Raw genomic sequence first — 17,600 nt, 5'->3', positions numbered from 1 at the left:
TTTTAGACCAAATCTGGTCTGTTGTCGTGACGACAAATCTCTTTAATGCAGAGAGGAAGGTACAGTAACTGAGGGGAAAGTTAGATTAAGGCAAGTAGAATGCCACCCACGGTTGCCGCTGCGGATAAGTATTGCCCAGCTGAATAAGAACCATCGTCCTCTTCTTCAATCTTATCTGGATGATCCATACCTAAAGCGCCATGAGCAAATGACTCTACTTTATCGGTTACGGTCGCGTTTTCAGCTTCGACCTTCTTGGCTTCTTTATCGATTTCTTTAAGGGCAGATAATAGGGCTTTGCCTTCATCAGAAAGCTTGACGGTATTTTGTTCAACCTTAAGCGGTGCAGGCTTTTCAGCTTCAGTGCTTTTAGCTTGTGCATTCATTTGCGAAGGTGAATACAGCTGAGTATTACTCGTTCCTACTGGCGTCATATCGCTCTCCTTACCTATCCTTAAATATAGTATCGGCAGAGGTGTGAAAAACTTGTGCAATTAATCATCGGTAGTGATGTTTTTTTATTCGCACATTACATTTTCATCTGCTTGGTTAAATCGTCTATTTACTAAGCAAATCTTGTGCCGATAAGAATGTTTGATTTTAGATAGAGTTGGGATGAATGATGGGAACGTGATCAAGTTGTGACGATGGACTAATTATCTAGGATTAGCCCACCGACTCTTCAGCTTAGAAGAGTGGTTTAGTCGCATTCTAGGCTAGCGCTGCGTTTTGATAGGTGCTTGTATGCCTTCATTCGGTTCTCTTTCTTAACAAAGCGAGCCGGTGGCGAAAGCACTTCAAGCTGATAATCGCTGCTATCCGATGAGATCTCTTCAACTGGGCTGATGATGGCGACTTTCAAATCAGGGTTACGACGTAGAATTGATGCCGCCGTCCCTAAACCACCTTCTGTGTGGAATTTACCGGCTACATGAATCACTTGTTTCTCTGGGTTTGATGCTAGGTAATCCACAATCGATTCGGCCATGGTCTCGTCCCATGTGACCTGAGCGGCAAACTGCTTTTCCGTTTGTTCTGGTGTACCGTGATGCATGGAAGCCATAAACTTTTCTTTGTAAGGGCTATCACCCGTATCGACTTCGGCGGCAATCCATTGGCGTTGCTCGGTCGATAACTGATCTAAGTAAGGTAACCCTTTACGGCCAATACACTGAACGAAAGGCTTTGGTGCGTTTGCTGCAATAACATCGATGTCGTTGGTTTTGGCGAACTCAACGAGCGCACGGTAATCACTTTCGTAGTTTGGCCACGCTGCCGCTTGAGACATGAGAATTTGTTCGCCAATTTCACCGTTTAAGTATTGGTCGAGTGTGGCTTGGTGCTCTCGAGTGAACTGTTCCATTGAAAGCGCAATGTTTGATGTTGCGTTGCGGCGCGCTTTTAAGAAGTCGGTTTGGAAGCGGTGAATGGCAGAATGCGTGTGCCATTCGCCAATTAGAACCACATCAGCGTCAATCAGCTGCTCGGGTAATGCATCGAGAGAAAGTATTTCGCCTTGTGGAGATGCGAACTGGTAGTCATAGAATGTGGAAACGGATTCCGTTTGAGCCACTTTTTGAGAAGTGTCTTTTGCAGGTTGACTAGCACAAGCCGTGAGAAGAGTAGCTAATCCGATAAGAATAATACGTTGCATGAAATGCCTCCTTGAAGAACACGCATACTAAAGGAGGCAAGATAAGATTTCAATGCAAACGATAATCAATATCAATTAAATTTGTTTGCGGTACACTCGCAGCATAAAGTCAGCTTCACAGTTGAATTGCTCTGCCTCGGTGAGTTGTTGTTTAAACTCTTCACTCGCCTTCCAAGCAAACGGCGTCATCTGTAGCAGGTCGAATGCATCTGACCCCGATAGTTCCATCATATAGTTTAGTTGCTCTTGGTGCTCAAGCGTAAAACCTTCGATCATCTCTGGATCTTCATCGTGCAAACGAACGCCATCATAAATGGCATCACGCAGCTGATAAAGGTGTCGGCTAGCGGGTGTTACGGTGATCACCACACCATTATCTTTGATGGTGCGTTGTAACTCTTCAGCCTTGCAAGGTGCGTAAATGCGTAGAATGCCGTCTAAGCTATTTTCCGCAAAGGGTAGGCGATGGCTCGAAGCGACTGAGAAGTCGACAGCTGGGTAGCGTTTAGCGGCGTATTTGATAGCAATTTTAGAAATGTCTAGGCCAAAAGTAGCACCATTCTTTTCTTGAAGATTCACAGCAATTTCGTTGGTGTAATACCCTTCGCCACAACCAATATCTAATAGGCTAGGCGCCTCTTCTGGTAGGTAGCGAGAACACAACGTCACCACCGCTTGGCGCATTGGGTCATAGTGGTTACCTTCAAGGAAGCGACGACGTGCCTGCATCATCTCTTTGTTGTCACCTGGATCTTTTGAGCGTTTGTGGTGCGCAGGCATCAAATTGACATAGCCTTCTTTCGCTAGGTCGAACTGATGGTTCTTTTCACACTTAAACGTACGATCGTTTTGAGATAAAGGTTGGTGACACAAAGGGCATTGGTAAGTCATTGCGAACTCGAGGTAGAAATTTCAAGTCCAAAATTTTAACAGGAAGCATAGTGGGGCGCTAGAATAAACGCAGCTGTCTCGGTTTACAGCAATCCTAGAGTAGATAGAGCCAACGCATGGTTGGCTCTATTGGTTATGAGCGATTCGCTGAAAAACAGTGAACTCAGCTTCTAGCTAAAGAAGTTAACTTGATTTTTCAACGATTCCGCTTGTTTCTGAAGTTCATCAGCACTGTGAGAGGTCTTAGCGCTGGTTTCACGGCTTTGCTGGTTCAAATCGCTGATCGCATGCGCGTTCGCTGCTATTTCTTGAGAAACCTGGGCTTGCTCTTCTGATGTCGCAGCAATGGTTTCTGCTTGAGAAGCAATAGATTCAACTTGAGAAGCAATCGACTCTAGTGCGGTGCCTGCTTCTTGCGCTTTATCGAGTACTTGGTTGGCATTCGATTGGCTTTGTGTCATCAGGTTTACTGCATTGTGGGTCGAAGACTTTAGCTTCTCGATGATGCTCACTACATCTTGTACTGATGTCTGTGTTCTATGAGCGAGCGTTCTTACTTCATCAGCAACAACGGCAAAACCACGACCTTGTTCACCCGCGCGCGCCGCTTCTATCGCAGCGTTCAATGCAAGCAAGTTGGTTTGCTCTGCGATGTCATCAATCATCTTGGTGACGGTTTGAATGCTTTCGCTATCAGCGCTTACTTGCTCGATGGCCGATGCTGATTTGTCTAATTGATCGTTCAGCTGCGCAACATCAATACACACACCTTCAACGACTTCTAAACCTTTCTGACTGTCTTCATTAGCAAGGCGAACATTTTCAGCAATGCTGTTCACTTGCTGCGCTACTGATTCAGCAGAGGTGGCCATCTCTTCTATGGCAGTAACGACTTGCTCAACTTGTGCTTGTTGGCGATCAGATTGGCTCAAGTTGTGGCTGGCATCTTGTGACACACTGCTTGAGCTGTTCTGTACTTGGTCACTGGTCGCACGAATCTCGCCCACGAGTGTGTTCAGCTGGGCTGCCATGTTCGCAACACCGGTATTCAGATTGCTGATCTCGTTCTTGGTCTGCTTACCATTGTTTGGAATATGCAGGCTTACTTCGCCTTTTCCTAGACGTAGCATGTACTCGTTTAAAGTCGTTAACGGTGTCAATGTGCGGTTCAACACGAAGGTTAACGCGACGATGGTGGCGGCAGCAATTAAGGTGGCAATAATGGCTATGAGCTTGAGTAATTCATCGCTACCTTTAGTCACTTCCTTGATAAAAGTACCGCCAAGCAGTTTCCAATCCCACCCAGGAACTTCAGTGTAAACCAGGTACTTCTCACCAACGGTTTCTTTAACCTTGTATGGATATAGAATTAGACCTGATGGCTGTTCAAAGATCTGATAGAAAGGTTTGTTGCCGTCGTAGTCAGCCACGTCAACAATCGATTTACCATCGCCAACGTTAGTCGGATGCAACAAGTACTGGCCTTGGTGCTCTTTCTCGTTATCAACAATGATGGTGTATCCCGTATCCCCCCAAGAAACAGAGCGTAGAGATTCAAACAGGCTTTGAGTCGCCTCTTCTACTGGCAAGCCAATGAAAGAGATACCGTTTACTTTGCCTTGAGCATTAGTTAAAGGCGCATAGTAGGTGATGTAACGTTGACCGAAGAGCTTAACTTGAGAGTAATAAGGTTGGCCATTTTTGAGCTTGCTATAGCCTGGATGATTTTTCCCTAGCGTGGTCGCAACGACTCGTTCGCCTGATGGCTTTTTAAGAGAAGTCGACACACGGATAAAGTCATCGCCAAATGGAGCAAATAGGGTTGCTACGGCGCCGGTGTCACGGGTAAAGCTATCAACCAGTTTGGTGTCGTTGATTAGGCTCTCACCGTATTGAGTCATGTTAGGAATGGAATGACCGTTGAACTCAACGTCATAACTTTCAACATAAACACCTGCTAGGTAACCGTTGCGAAAAGTGGACTCTAAAACTTTGGCGGTGTGCAGGTAGGCATCGAACTGACCAGAGATGGTTTTGGCCATCGCTTCTACTTTGGATTGGTGTTCTTTTAACGTGTTGTCTAATAACACCTGAGAGGCATTTCTATACACGAGTGTTGCAATGGAGCCAAAGGCGATAAGCAAGCACAGCAAAATGACCAACTTAAGTTGGAAGCCAACACTTTGATTTTTGTATTTCTCGAACATGAATTCACTATCCTGTCTTCATTGAGGTGTTGTTAAGTGGTTTTAAGGAAGTTTGTTATTGAGATTTCTATCATAGGTACTTATTTATCGGCAGTAATTGATAATAATTAATGAATTGATAGTTATATTTATAAACTAGAGTGATGAGAGCTAAATGGTGCGGGGTTGAACAAAGAGGTGATGGACTAATAGGCTTGTGTTAAAGCATTTATTACTAGGCGATGCGTGTGAGGTTAGGGCAATAAAAAATGCAGCTCAATGAGCTGCATTTTTGTTTTTAATTAGACTCGCTAGAGGTCTAGTTTGAGGAAATGACCGTAATCAGCTGGTGGCTTTCACCAGGCTGTAATGTTTTGCCTGCTTCTAGGCTTGGTGCGTGCAGTGTTGATTCAACACATAGCATGGTTAAGTAACCATCGTCTTGCATGTCGCCCATACTAGCAGCGCCTTCTGCCCACGGGTTCCACAGTACTGCAGAGTTATGACCGTAGTTTTCAACTGTTAGCGTGCGATCCAGCTTCTTGTCAGCAACAAAGATTTGCGCTTCTGGTTGCGTGTAAACACGGTCAATTGTGTCGGTCAGTACCAGTTCAGAACCGCCTTGGCAGATCTTGCCACCTTGCAGGCTATCAATGTACTCAGCACCCATACCTGTTGTGGTTGTGGTGTGAATATCACCAACGTTTAGGTAAGTGTGTAGTGCACCAGAGAAAGTCCATGGTTGAGAGTCAGTATTCTTCACGTCCAGCGTTACTTTTAGCTGCTCGCCGATCTCAACATTCAAACGTGCATCAAACTGATGAGGCCATACTGCTAGCGTCTCTTCGCTTGGCTTCAGACCTAAGCTTACAATCACGCCAGCTTCGCTTTCACGGTGCTCAACCAATTGCCATTCACTTGAACGGGCAAAACCATGTGCTGGTGCTGCAATGCGACCAAACCAAGGCCAACATACTGGAATACCACCACGCAGAGCCGTTTTACCGTCGAATTTAGCTTGTTGGCTCATCCAAATCAGGTCTTCTTGACCTTGCGGTTGGAATGACACCACATGGCCGCCAAACAGTGAAATCGCTGCGTTTGCTTTATCGTGGATAACGCGAACCAGTTTTACACCTTCGTTTTCAACGATAGTCACGTTGTCAGAAAGTACCGCCAGTGCAGGTAGAGTAGATAAATCCATTACATGATCCTTCTAAGGAAATTGAATTCAAATGCTGACTAGAGTGATGCTTGATTTTTCATGAGTAACCAGCAGAGTCAGTATTAGAATTGAATTTTGCGTTTGGGCTATCTTTATGGGCTTAGATAGACGCGGTTTAAAAGATAGCAGGTATTAAAAAGGCGACACTAAGGTCGCCTTTTTCAAAGTCTGCTCAAAACAGTCTTCGCTAATGCTTATCTAAAGCGATTTCTAAAAAGAAATTACTTAGAGATGTGAGCGATTAGGTCTAGAACTTTGTTTGAGTAACCGATTTCGTTGTCGTACCAAGATACAACTTTAACGAATTTGTCAGTTAGAGCAACACCAGCTTTAGCATCGAATACTGAAGTTTGAACTTCACCGATGAAATCTTGTGATACTACTTGGTCTTCAGTGTAACCAAGAACGCCAGCCATTTCGCCTTCAGAAGCTTCTTTCATTGCAGCACAAATTTCTTCGTAAGATGCAGCTTCTTTTAGGTTAACAGTTAGGTCAACTACAGATACGTTAGCAGTTGGTACACGGAAAGCCATACCAGTTAGAAGGCCGTTTAGTTCTGGAAGAACAACGCCTACAGCTTTAGCAGCACCAGTTGAAGATGGGATGATGTTTTGAGAAGCACCACGGCCACCGCGCCAGTCTTTAGCAGAAGGGCCATCTACAGTTTTTTGAGTTGCTGTAGTAGCGTGAACTGTAGTCATAAGACCAGATTCAATGCCCCACTTATCGTTAAGTACTTTAGCGATAGGTGCAAGACAGTTAGTAGTACAAGAAGCGTTAGAAACGATGTCTTGACCAGCGTAAGATGCTTGGTTAACGCCCATTACGAACATTGGAGTTGCATCTTTAGAAGGACCAGTAAGAACAACTTTCTTAGCACCAGCAGTGATGTGCTTACGTGCAGTCTCGTCAGTTAGGAAAAGACCAGTTGCTTCAGCAACTACGTCTACTTCGATAGCATCCCACTTAAGGTCTTCTGGGTTACGCTCAGCTGTAACACGTACAGTTTTACCGTTAACGATTAGGTTACCGCCTTCAACTTCAACAGTACCGTTGAAACGGCCGTGAGTTGAGTCGTACTTAAGCATGTATGCCATGTACTCTACGTCGATTAGATCGTTAATACCTACTACTTCGATGTCTGCACGCTCTTGAGCTGCGCGGAATACGAAACGGCCGATACGGCCAAAACCGTTAATACCTACTTTGATAGTCATTGTAGTTGCTCCACAACTTAATTTCTGATTAAAGATAACTGGTAGTAAAATTACAGAATCCAGTATACATCTGCAATAGATAATCCGACTTAACTTGTTTAATGTCAAAAAAAAGCGACGCTTTTCTTAACAATTGGGTGTAAGTGGTTGAAAATTGACCATTGCAAGTGGCTCTGTACCCTTCCAGTTGGGTAAAATACCCCTAAATGATGATTCACTTATGAGTGTATATGTACAATGTTTCCTGGTGAGAAAGTATGTGCTACAAAACGACTGATATGCAAGCCTTTATAGAAAAAAGTAAATATAATAACTGAGAATGTGGAGAGATATTAACGTGATTCAAAAGGGAGGAAATATGATAAAGCCTGATGAATACTGGCGTGAACGCCTAACAGACGACGAATTTTCAGTGTGTCGTGAACGTGGTACTGAAGCCCCATATAGCGGTAAGTTACTGCACAACCATAAGACTGGCGTCTATAGCTGCACATGCTGTGAAAGCCCTTTGTTTCTGTCGGATAACAAATATGACTCTGGGTGTGGTTGGCCAAGCTTTGATGCCCCAGTGAATGATGAAGCAGTGCGCTATATAGAGGATCTAAGTCACGGAATGAAGCGTGTAGAGATCCGTTGTACCGCCTGTGATAGCCATTTAGGTCACGTTTTTCCTGATGGTCCGAAGACCACAGGTGAACGGTTCTGTGTTAATTCAGTGTCGTTAATTTTCAACAAAAATGACGAAAGTACGAAATAACTTGTAACTATTGTCTAATCCTTACAGGTCGCATTTGTCGATTTAGGAATGCTGAAACGTCCAAGATTTCAGATTTAACTCTAGTACAAATAAAAACAGCTACCAAAAAGGTAGCTGTTTTTATTTGAAAGCAGGGGAATAAGAAGCATAAGTTAGAACACTATAAATGAAGCGCTCAGTAACTTGGGACGATTGAAGGGCTGTAAATTCCATCCTCAATCGCTTCGACAATGTTGTCTGCGTCTTTATTTAGCTTCTTATAGGTTGCCTTGTCGAAATGATACAACACGGTGAGCTCGGCTTCAGAAGCAATCGGCACATCAAAGTCTTTGGCAACCATTGCCCAAACGTACGCTTTTTCCATATGACCCAGGCTGTGGTTGATACTGGCCATCGACTTGAAGATTTCAGTGTTGGCTGCCGAGCCATTAGAAAGCGTTAACGCATTATTGAGTAGCTTAAGTGTCTTTATATGATTGCGGGTAGTATAGAAGGTTGCCAAGGCATACTGCATCTCGGCTGTGTTTAACGCTTCAGAGCCTTCTAGTTGTAGGAAACTGCGTCTGGCATTGGTGTCCCCAGTTTGCGACCACAAGAAGTACAGCGTTTCCGGTGTATCGGATTTCGATAGCTCATCAACAATGCGCTCAGACTCTTCGATACTGTGCATTAAAGAGGTAAAGCGACGCTCTTGCAGCTTAGATTGATCGATCGTTTCGATCTGTGCCGCGAGCTCTAGACACTTTTTGTAGGCAGTGACTAATTCGAATTCTTTAATTTTGTTGATTTCGGTGGGTTGCTTCTGAACTTCAAATCGATGCCAGATGAGGTCGGTACGTGCGACACGACATTGCCCATCGTTCATGTTCAATTGTTCACACTGAAGACCCGGGTTGCTTTGGCACAGTTGATCGGTATTTTTGTTCCCTTCAAGACACCCAACCAGAGTGAAAGGCAATAGGCTAATCGCCAACCATTTCATAATTTTCATATTCCTTCACTTGTGATCAGATGCACTTATTATTGGTCAGGTTCTTGACTCAATTCTGTTACGGGTTATTTTCTGGTGAAAATTGTTAAAACTAAGGCTTTACCATGGATGCAGAACAACTTCTTAGCGCAATGACACCCGAGGTCTACGAACGTTTAACCTACGCAGTTGAAACGGGTAAATGGCCAGAAGGTACGGCGCTCTCAAAAGAACAGCGCGACTCGTGTATGCAAGCGGTTATGTTATATCAATCTAAACATAACTCTGAAGCTCAACATATGACAATTGCAGCTGGTGGTGAGATTAGCTTTAAATCTAAGTCTGAACTAAAGAAACAGTTTAAGTCAGATCAAGAAGACATTGTTAGGGTTAACCCGAATCATTAAGCTTAAATTACAACAAAGGGGTGGCAATGTGCCACCCCTTTTAGTTTAACTCGTTTATTTATAAGCAATAAAACGATTTAGTTCACGTTAAGCCGCCGTTACTTTCATAGAATAATTGGGTTTAACGTGAACCCTTGAACAGGTTATAAGCTCATCTCACCGCGCAACACTTGTTGCATCTGAGCCTTCACTTCTTCGTAGCCTAGGTTTTGGCTTAATAGATAATGCAACTTCGCCAGTGCCGCTTCTGGTGTCATATCGTAACCACTGACAACGCCCGCTTCTGCTAGTGCACAACCTGTAGCGTAACCACCCATGTTGACTTTACCAGCCAAACATTGAGTTAGGTTCACCACAATAACACCGCGCTCTGAAGCATCTTTAAGGTGCTGAAGCAGTTCTGGGTTTTGTGGTGCGTTACCCACACCAAAAGTAAGCAGAATCATCGCGTTAACAGGTTGTAATAGCGTGTTACGGATCACTTCGTGTGAGATGCCTGGGTACATTGTGATTACGCCGATAGGTTGCGGAGTAATGTTATGAACCTTGAAAGCACCTTCAGGTTGTTCGTTTACCTTGACGTTATTGCTAAGTTGGATATTGATACCCGCTTCTAGCAATGGGTTCAGGTTTGGAGATGTAAACGCATTGAAGCCATCTGCGTGTGATTTTGTGCTGCGGTTACCACGCATCAACTTGTTGTTGAAGAACAGTGTCACTTCGTTGATTGGGTAGTTTGCTGCAATGTGTAGCGCATTCAGCAGGTTTGCTTGTCCGTCTGAACGAAGCTCTGCTAATGGGATCTGAGAGCCCGTAACAATCACAGGTTTGCCGAGGTTTTCAAGCATGAAAGACAGTGCTGAGGCAGTGTAAGCCATAGTGTCTGTACCATGCAGGATAACGAAACCATCGTACTTATCGTAATTCGCGCGAATGTCATCAGCGATAGTCTGCCAATCAAGTGGCGTCATATCTGAAGAGTCCATTAATGGAGAGTATTCGTGAATGGTGTACTCAGGCATCTCTGGGCGATGGAATTCAGGCATGCCAGCTAGCTGCTTATCCATGAAACCTGCGACAGGAACATAGCCGTGGTCAATAGACTTCTGCATGCCAATTGTGCCGCCGGTGTACGCGATATAGATGTGTTTTCTTTCCATGGCGATTAATACTTAGTGTGATGTAGGGAACAGGGGGGCGATTATAGCGAATTATCATGCAATAAAAAGAGGCACCTCACACAGAGGCACCCCTTAGTTATTGAGTTATTGGCTCAACTTATTGAACTTGGCAATTTAAGCAGAAAGCGTATCGGCCTTGTGGGTCGTTAAAGTTGCCTAACAGCTGGCTATCTTGAGCTAACTGCTGAGTAACCGGCTGTAAACTGCTTGGTATCATCGATTGAATATCTAGGCCTATCGACATCTGAACTTGGTTCATAAATTCTTGAATAAATTGTTCAGTAGCCGAAAGTGGCTCTTCTACCCAGTAGATGTTGTAACTTTCAAGCTCTGCAAGTGAAGCTGCTGCTGCAACCGCATCATCGAAATCACCAATCTCATCGACTAAGCCTTTCTGAATCGCATCTTGACCTGTCCAAACTCGACCTTGAGCAATCTTGTCGACAGCATCGACTTCCAGACCGCGATTTTCTCCAACTAGGCTGATGAATCGGCGGTATCCGTTTTCAATGCCCATTTGGAACGCGTCTTTCGCGCCATCGCTAAGTCCAGTTGTAATACCAAGACCTGAGAAAGGTGAGGTGCCAACGCCATCAGTGTAAACACCAATATCGTTCAACCCTTTTTCGAAGGTGGTGATAACACTGAAGATACCAATTGAACCCGTTAGTGTGGTTGGTTGAGCTAGGATCTTATCCGCACCCATCGAAATCCAGTAACCACCCGAAGCCGCAAGGCTAGACATCGACACAACAACCGGCTTACCCGCTTGCTTGATCGCTTCTATTTCATTGCGAATAACTTCAGAAGCAAAGGCACTGCCACCTGGGCTATCGACACGAAGTACAACGGCTTTTACTTTGTCGTCGTTACGTGCTTGGCGCAGTAGGGCTGCTGTGGTATCTCCGCCAACGGTGCCACGTGGTTGCTTGCCATCCATAATAGCGCCGCTGGCAACAATCACAGCGACGTCGTGTGATTCACTGGTCATGTCTGGAAGCATGGTTGCACGGTATTCGTAGTAACCAAACGCGTTGTAGCTGTCTTGGCCATCACTGCCGAAAACATCAGCAAGCTCTAGTCGAACTTGTTGGCGTGTCGCTAACTCATCCACTAAGCCAAGTTTCTCGGCCAGTTTTGCAATGTCACCGTCCACAGACTCAAGCTCTTTCAAGAAGGTGTCCATGCTTGGGTTCAGTGTTTTAGCATCGATCTGACGGTTGTTGCTGACGTCATCAACGTACGCACCCCATAGTTGGCTCAACCAACGAGAAGCGGACTCTTTCGCTGCATCTGACATGTCATCGCGAATGAAAGGTTCGATAGCTGACTTGTAAGTACCCACACGGAACACGTGCGTGTTTACGTCTAGCTTCTCTAACAACGTTTTGTAGTAAAGCGAGTAAGCACTATAACCTTTAAGAAGAACCCCACCATCTGGTGATAGGAAGACCTTAGTTGCGTAGCTGGCTAGGTAGTATTGGCTTTGGTTGTAAAAGTCACCCACTGCATAAATCGGTTTGCCTGTTGCTTTGAACTCATTCAACGCTTTAGCAATGTAGCGTAGCTTGGTCAGGTTAGTTTCTGGCAACTCTTTGAGTGCTAAAACGATACCAGTAACCTTGTCATCGTCTTTTGCGTAGCGAATCGTTTCAACGATATCAAACAGGATGTTCTCTTTTGGAAGGTCTTTGCCAAGCAGTGAACCTGTGACCGAATCCATCGGGTTGATATAGCGACTTTGTTCTACAATAGGGCCAGACAGGTTAAGCACTAAAGCCGAATCCTGTGGAACCGTCGGTTGAGCCGTATCTGAATGGAAGTACACAAAGTAGATGATGGCGATACTGAGTAAAAAGACTAGGTTAACCAACGCAAGACGTACAAACGTAATGAGCTTCCAAATCCCTTTAAAGATCATGCCTATAAATTTGAATATTTTTTTCATTCTGTCTCCGCAGTGAGATCACGTTGCTTTAACAAGCCGTAGTACCATTAATCTCAATAATATGAACTGCTTAGTATCCTACGATAATTCCCAAGCTCAAACTACACCAAGAATTGTTAATCGATATATATTCTCATTAAGTGTAGTCAAATTAAGGGTTTCTGGACGATTAATACCTTCAGCATTATGATCGGTGTTACAAAAATGTAAACGGTTGTTTGAACTTTTGGTGATTGAGTTATACTGTGGTCAGACCACAAGGATACAATAATAGAAGTGATGTCTGCCATGTACCCACATTTACTTGAACCACTCGATCTTGGATTTACCCAGTTACGTAACCGTGTATTGATGGGATCAATGCATACAGGTTTAGAAGAAAATAAAGAAGGTCTCCACAAACTCGCCGCGTTTTATGAAGAGCGAGCAAAAGGAGGCGTTGGCCTTATTGTTACAGGTGGTTTCTCTCCTAATTTACGTGGCAGATTGACCCCATTTAGTGCTGAATTCAGTAAAGTGAAGCACGCAAAAGCTCACCAAGTTGTTACCGAAGCCGTACATAAGCATGGCGGTAAAATTGCGCTTCAACTATTGCATGCTGGTCGTTATGCGATGCACCCATTCGCGCAAAGTGCGTCTGGCATTAAAGCGCCTATCGCCAAGTTCGCTCCGAGTGAGATGAGCCCTCGTCAGATCAAAAAGACCATCGGTGCCTTTGCCAATAGTGCTGAGCTAGCTCAGGTTGCGGGCTATGACGGCATTGAAATCATGGGCTCGGAAGGTTACTTGATTAACCAATTCATCTGTAAACGTACCAACATGCGTTACGACGAGTGGGGCGGTTCTTACGAGAAGCGTATGCGTTTCCCGCTAGAGATCGTTAAATCGATTCGTGAAGCGGTGGGCAAGGATTTCATTATTATTTTCCGATTGTCGATGCTTGATTTGGTTGAACAAGGCAGCACGTTTGAAGACGTTGTTCTTTTGGCTCAGAAGCTAGAAGAAGCGGGCGTGACTATCATCAACACTGGTATTGGTTGGCATGAGGCTCGTGTTCCGACTATCGCGACGCAAGTACCACGAGGCGCATTCTCTTGGGTGACGGAAAAAGTGAAACCATACGTGTCGATCCCAGTGGTGACTTGTAACCGAATCAACACACCAGAAGAGGCTGAACGCATTCTTAGTTCAGGACAGGCTGACATGGTATCAATGGCTCGCCCATTCTTGGCAGACCCGGATTTTGTTAATAAAGCCGCTCAAGACCAAGCTCAGTTCATCAATACCTGTATCGGTTGTAACCAAGCTTGTTTAGATAACGTGTTTAAAGGTAAACGTGCGAGCTGTTTGGTTAACCCACGAGCTTGTTACGAGACTGAAATTGTTGTTCAGCCTGCCGAAGCGACCAAAACTATTGCCGTGGTTGGTGCTGGGCCTGCTGGTTTAGCCTGTGCGACGACGTTGGCACAACGTGGTCATAATGTTGATCTGATTGAGAAAAATGACCGTATCGGTGGACAATTTAGATTGGCAATGCAGATTCCGGGTAAAGAAGAGTTTAGAGAAACGATTCGTTACTTTGCTAACCAAATCGATGCATCAGGCGTGAACCTGAAACTGGATACTGAAGCAACGTTTGAGATGTTGTTGAAGTACGATGAAGTGGTGATGGCTGCGGGTGTTGAACCAAGAAAGCTCGATATTGAGGGCATCGACCAAGAAAACGTGGTCGATTACCAAACCTTGATTCGCGAAAAGACACCAGTAGGCGAAAAAGTCGCGATTGTTGGTGCTGGTGGTATTGGTGTCGATGTGGCAACCATGCTAACCGAGCCTACCTCTCACAGTTTAGATGACTGGCTGCATGAGTGGGGCATCGATAAGAACATGGAACACCCTGGCGGGCTTTACCCTTACCCTGATTCGTTCAGCGATAAAACGGTTTGGGTGATGCAACGTAAAGCGGGTCGTGTTGGTAAAGGTCCGGGCAAGACTACTGGTTGGATTCATAAGCGCACGCTAGAAAAACGAGGTGTAAACCTTTTAGGCGGCGTAAGCTACAACAAGATTGATGATAAAGGTCTGCATATCAGCGTTGGTAAGAAAGATCAGGTGCTGGATGCTGATTCGGTTATCGTATGTGCAGGTCAGGTGTCAGTTCGTCCATTCGAAGATATGTGGCAAGAGTTTGGTGGCAAACTGCATGTGATAGGCGGTGCTGATTACGCGGGTGAATTGGATGCAGTACGCGCAATTCGTCAAGGTGTTGAGCTAGCGATTAAGTTATAGAATCAGCTATCAAACTGTAATCTTATCGGTAGATCTTGTTACTTAATTTGCTGAGTTAGATTTTGAACAAGGCTCCTAAGTCATAGATTTAGGAGCTTTTATTGTTTCTAATCTAGGCCAGATGGACAGTGGTTGAGATTTATTATCGTTTGTATTCTGTGCTAAAGTTCAAGTATACAAATAATAAAGAAATAGTAAGGACTTCAAATGGATGCTTTGGATCTATTGCTCAACAGACGCTCAATCGCAAAACTCTCTGATCCGGCACCAGAAGGTGTGGCGTTAGAAAACATCATCAAAGCAGGACTGCGTGCTCCAGACCACGGGGCACTAACACCTTGGCGCTTTGTTATCGCGCAAGGTTCAGGCCTACAAAAGCTTTCAGACATCTTGGTGCGCGCCGCTGAAGCGGATGACAGCGAAGAAGCGGTTATCGAGAAAGTAAAGAAAGCGCCGTTCCGAGCTCCAATGGTGATCACCGTGATTGCCAAAGTAACTGAGCACGAGAAAGTGCCTGCTATCGAACAACACCTGTCTGCGGGTTGTGCTGCACAGGCGATGCAAATGGCCGCAGTCGCACAAGGTTTCCAAGGCTTTTGGCGCTCAGGCAAATGGATGTTCCACCCAGAAGTTCATCAAGCATTTGGCCTAGAAGGCGACGACGAAATTGTTGGTTTCCTTTACTTAGGTACGCCGGGCTGTACGCCAATGAAAGTGCCAGAGCGCGATTTCTCTAAGTTTGTTGAGTTCTTATAAATAAAGCAGAAGCTTGAATAGTGGAATGCTAACTGTATAAACAACCAGTTTTTCTTGATTTATTAGGGCCACATTAGATAATGTGGCCCTAATTGTTTGTAGCATCTGGAAAAACATGTCTCGTCTTATCATTGCTGAAAAACCAAGCCTAGGCCGCGCGATTGCCGCTGCACTACCTAATCCACAGAAGAAAGACCAAGGGTTTATCAAATGTGGCAATGGGGATGTGGTGACTTGGTGTATTGGACACTTATTGGAGCAGGTTGAGCCAGATGCTTATGATGACCGTTATAAGAAGTGGAACTTAGCCGATCTTCCTATCGTGCCAGAGCAATGGCAGCTAAGACCGCGCAAGACGTCAAGCAAACAGCTCACGGTGATCCGAAAGCTATTGAAGGACGCAACCCAAATTGTCCATGCGGGTGACCCGGATAGAGAAGGGCAGCTACTGGTGGATGAAGTGATCGATTACTGCAAGGTATCCAAGGCTAAGAAAGAGTCGATGGACAGGCTGCTAATCAGCGACTTGAACTTACCAGCCGTGAAGCGTGCGCTCTCTCAAATGCGCAGTAACCGCGACTTTATCCCACTTTCTATTTCTGCATTAGCACGCTCTAGAGCCGACTGGCTATATGGCATGAATATGACTCGTGCATACACCTTGTTAGGTCAAAAGGCGGGCTACCAAGGTGTGTTGTCGGTCGGGCGAGTACAAACGCCTGTACTTGGTTTGGTCGTAAGGCGCGATGAAGAGATCGAAAATTTCATTCCCAAAGATTACTTCACGCTGCACGCTTTGATCCCTTATCAAAATAACGGCCAGAGCTTTGATATTCGCGCGCGTTGGAAGCCAAGCGAAGCATGTAAACCATGGCAAGATGAAGAAGGGCGCGTGCTCAATCGAAAGCTGGTTGAGAATGTGGCTAACCGAATTGCGAATCAACCCGCGACGGTAACGGAATCAGAGCAAAAGCAAAGTAAACAAGCTGCGCCACTGCCTTACTCGCTGTCAGCACTGCAGATTGATGCGTCTAAGCGTTTCGGTATGAGTGCTCAGCAGGTTCTCGACACGTGTCAGTCTTTGTACGAGAAACACAAACTCATCACTTACCCTCGTTCTGATAGTCGTTATTTACCTAAAGATCACTACTCACAAAGAGAGTCGGTAGTAGACGCAATCGCTAACAATGCGAAAGAGCTTCAAAGTGGAGCTCAAGGTGCGGATCTTTCTCTTAAATCAAAAGCATGGAACGACAGCAAGGTCGACGCTCACCACGCAATAATCCCGACACCGAAGAAATCATCGGTGAATGGCTTATCTGCTAATGAGATGAAGATCTATCAGCAAATCGCTCGCCAGTATCTAATGCAGTTCTACCCACCTGCGGTTTTTGCTGATGCTAAGCTGGTCTTTGATATTGCTGGTGGCGTGTTCATTGCGAAAGGGCGTCAGCTTATTAACCCTGGTTGGAAGGCGTTGATGGGTAAAACAGATACCGAAGAGAAGGGGGATGGAACTGATGCGGTTCCACCGCTAGATAAAGGTTCTGTGTTGACGTGTCGTGAAGGTGTGATTGGCGATAAGAAAACCGAGCCGCCAAAACACTTCACGGAAGCAACCTTGCTACAAGCGATGACAGGTATCGCGCGCTTTGTTGCGAACAAAGACCTTAAAGCCATTTTGAAAGAGACCGACGGCCTTGGCACAGAAGCGACCCGTGCGGGCATTTTAGATACTCTATTCAAAAGGCAACTGCTAACGCGCCAAGGTAAGAGCATTCATAGTAGCCCTGCGGGCAGAGGTTTGATTCATGCCTTACCTGAGGATTCGACCTTCCCAGACATGACGGCACATTGGGAGCACCAGTTGCAAGGCATGGCAGAACGAAATCAAGCGTATCAACCTTTCATGCAAGCGCTAGAAAGCAAGATTGATGGTTTGATGGGCAAGGTAAAAACCGGCGAAGTTCCTGAGTCTCTGCGTTATCTTCCTAAAGTCGAAAGACCGGCTTTTAAACGTCGCAAAGGCGGTGGTGCGAAGAAGTCTTATGCCAAGACAGGTACGTATGCTAAGAAAGGTACTTCCGCTAAGAAGGGCACTAAAAGCTAAGACTTATTG

The 17,600-nt window shown here is 45.2% G+C and carries 14 protein-coding genes; 5 read left to right on the top strand and 9 right to left on the bottom strand.

The features are described from left to right. Positions 1 to 80: 80 nt before the first annotated feature. From MSG35_RS17835 to gap, 6 genes are all read right to left on the bottom strand, one after another. Positions 81 to 434, bottom strand: a complete 354-nt coding sequence (locus MSG35_RS17835) for a hypothetical protein (protein WP_048611520.1) — start codon at positions 432 to 434, stop codon at positions 81 to 83. 266 nt (positions 435 to 700) lie between these two features. Next, entirely contained in the window at positions 701 to 1,654 is a 954-nt protein-coding gene (locus MSG35_RS17830; RefSeq protein ID WP_248384660.1) for a ChaN family lipoprotein, read from the bottom strand. Positions 1,655 to 1,729: 75 nt separating this feature from the next. After that, positions 1,730 to 2,545, bottom strand: coding sequence for a 23S rRNA (guanine(745)-N(1))-methyltransferase (rlmA, locus tag MSG35_RS17825; protein ID WP_248384659.1), 816 nt, complete (start codon positions 2,543 to 2,545; stop codon positions 1,730 to 1,732). A 170-nt stretch (positions 2,546 to 2,715) separates the two neighbouring features. After that, the gene (locus MSG35_RS17820) at positions 2,716 to 4,752 is read right to left on the bottom strand and encodes a methyl-accepting chemotaxis protein (protein ID WP_061040257.1); all 2,037 of its coding nucleotides are present in this window, start codon (positions 4,750 to 4,752) and stop codon (positions 2,716 to 2,718) included. A gap of 298 nt (positions 4,753 to 5,050) precedes the next feature. After that, positions 5,051 to 5,935, bottom strand: a complete 885-nt coding sequence (locus MSG35_RS17815; protein WP_248384658.1) for a D-hexose-6-phosphate mutarotase — start codon at positions 5,933 to 5,935, stop codon at positions 5,051 to 5,053. A 242-nt stretch (positions 5,936 to 6,177) separates the two neighbouring features. Further along, on the bottom strand, positions 6,178 to 7,173 hold the full coding sequence (gene gap, locus MSG35_RS17810; protein WP_009848658.1) for a type I glyceraldehyde-3-phosphate dehydrogenase: 996 nt from the start codon (positions 7,171 to 7,173) through the stop codon (positions 6,178 to 6,180). Between the two features lie 319 nt (positions 7,174 to 7,492). Between gap and msrB the strand changes: the two genes are divergently transcribed. Next, the gene (gene msrB, locus MSG35_RS17805) at positions 7,493 to 7,930 is read left to right on the top strand and encodes a peptide-methionine (R)-S-oxide reductase MsrB (protein WP_080582205.1); all 438 of its coding nucleotides are present in this window, start codon (positions 7,493 to 7,495) and stop codon (positions 7,928 to 7,930) included. 175 nt (positions 7,931 to 8,105) lie between these two features. Here the strand turns inward: msrB and MSG35_RS17800 are convergent, their stop codons facing one another. After that, positions 8,106 to 8,912, bottom strand: coding sequence for a DUF2989 domain-containing protein (locus MSG35_RS17800; RefSeq protein ID WP_172380070.1), 807 nt, complete (start codon positions 8,910 to 8,912; stop codon positions 8,106 to 8,108). A gap of 113 nt (positions 8,913 to 9,025) precedes the next feature. Here MSG35_RS17800 and MSG35_RS17795 point away from each other — a divergent pair, with 113 nt between their 5' ends. Beyond that, positions 9,026 to 9,307, top strand: a complete 282-nt coding sequence (locus tag MSG35_RS17795; protein WP_010437067.1) for a DUF1315 family protein — start codon at positions 9,026 to 9,028, stop codon at positions 9,305 to 9,307. Between the two features lie 143 nt (positions 9,308 to 9,450). On the opposite strand, the gene ansA is transcribed toward MSG35_RS17795, so the two are convergent. Continuing rightward, positions 9,451 to 10,467 carry an asparaginase gene (gene ansA / locus MSG35_RS17790; RefSeq protein ID WP_019823767.1) on the bottom strand — a complete coding sequence of 339 codons (1,017 nt, stop codon included), beginning with the start codon at positions 10,465 to 10,467 and terminating at the stop codon, positions 9,451 to 9,453. A gap of 118 nt (positions 10,468 to 10,585) precedes the next feature. Next, positions 10,586 to 12,436: a signal peptide peptidase SppA gene (sppA, locus tag MSG35_RS17785; protein ID WP_048611534.1), complete on the bottom strand. Its 1,851-nt coding sequence runs from the start codon at positions 12,434 to 12,436 to the stop codon at positions 10,586 to 10,588. Positions 12,437 to 12,715: 279 nt separating this feature from the next. Between sppA and MSG35_RS17780 the strand changes: the two genes are divergently transcribed. The 3 genes from MSG35_RS17780 to MSG35_RS17770 all read left to right on the top strand — a co-directional run bounded on the left by MSG35_RS17780 (position 12,716) and on the right by MSG35_RS17770 (position 17,591). Further along, positions 12,716 to 14,725 carry an NADPH-dependent 2,4-dienoyl-CoA reductase gene (locus MSG35_RS17780; RefSeq protein WP_248384657.1) on the top strand — a complete coding sequence of 670 codons (2,010 nt, stop codon included), beginning with the start codon at positions 12,716 to 12,718 and terminating at the stop codon, positions 14,723 to 14,725. A gap of 207 nt (positions 14,726 to 14,932) precedes the next feature. Beyond that, positions 14,933 to 15,481 carry an NAD(P)H nitroreductase gene (locus MSG35_RS17775; protein WP_017059376.1) on the top strand — a complete coding sequence of 183 codons (549 nt, stop codon included), beginning with the start codon at positions 14,933 to 14,935 and terminating at the stop codon, positions 15,479 to 15,481. A gap of 115 nt (positions 15,482 to 15,596) precedes the next feature. Further along, positions 15,597 to 17,591, top strand: a complete 1,995-nt coding sequence (locus MSG35_RS17770) for a DNA topoisomerase III (protein ID WP_248384656.1) — start codon at positions 15,597 to 15,599, stop codon at positions 17,589 to 17,591. The last annotated feature ends 9 nt before the right edge of the window (positions 17,592 to 17,600 follow it).

Origin of the sequence: Vibrio sp. 1CM23M (assembly GCF_023161755.1) — a bacterium.
In the GTDB taxonomy this organism is placed as follows: Bacteria; Pseudomonadota; Gammaproteobacteria; order Enterobacterales; family Vibrionaceae; genus Vibrio; species Vibrio coralliirubri.
This window is presented reverse-complemented; position numbering and strand designations above follow the sequence as displayed.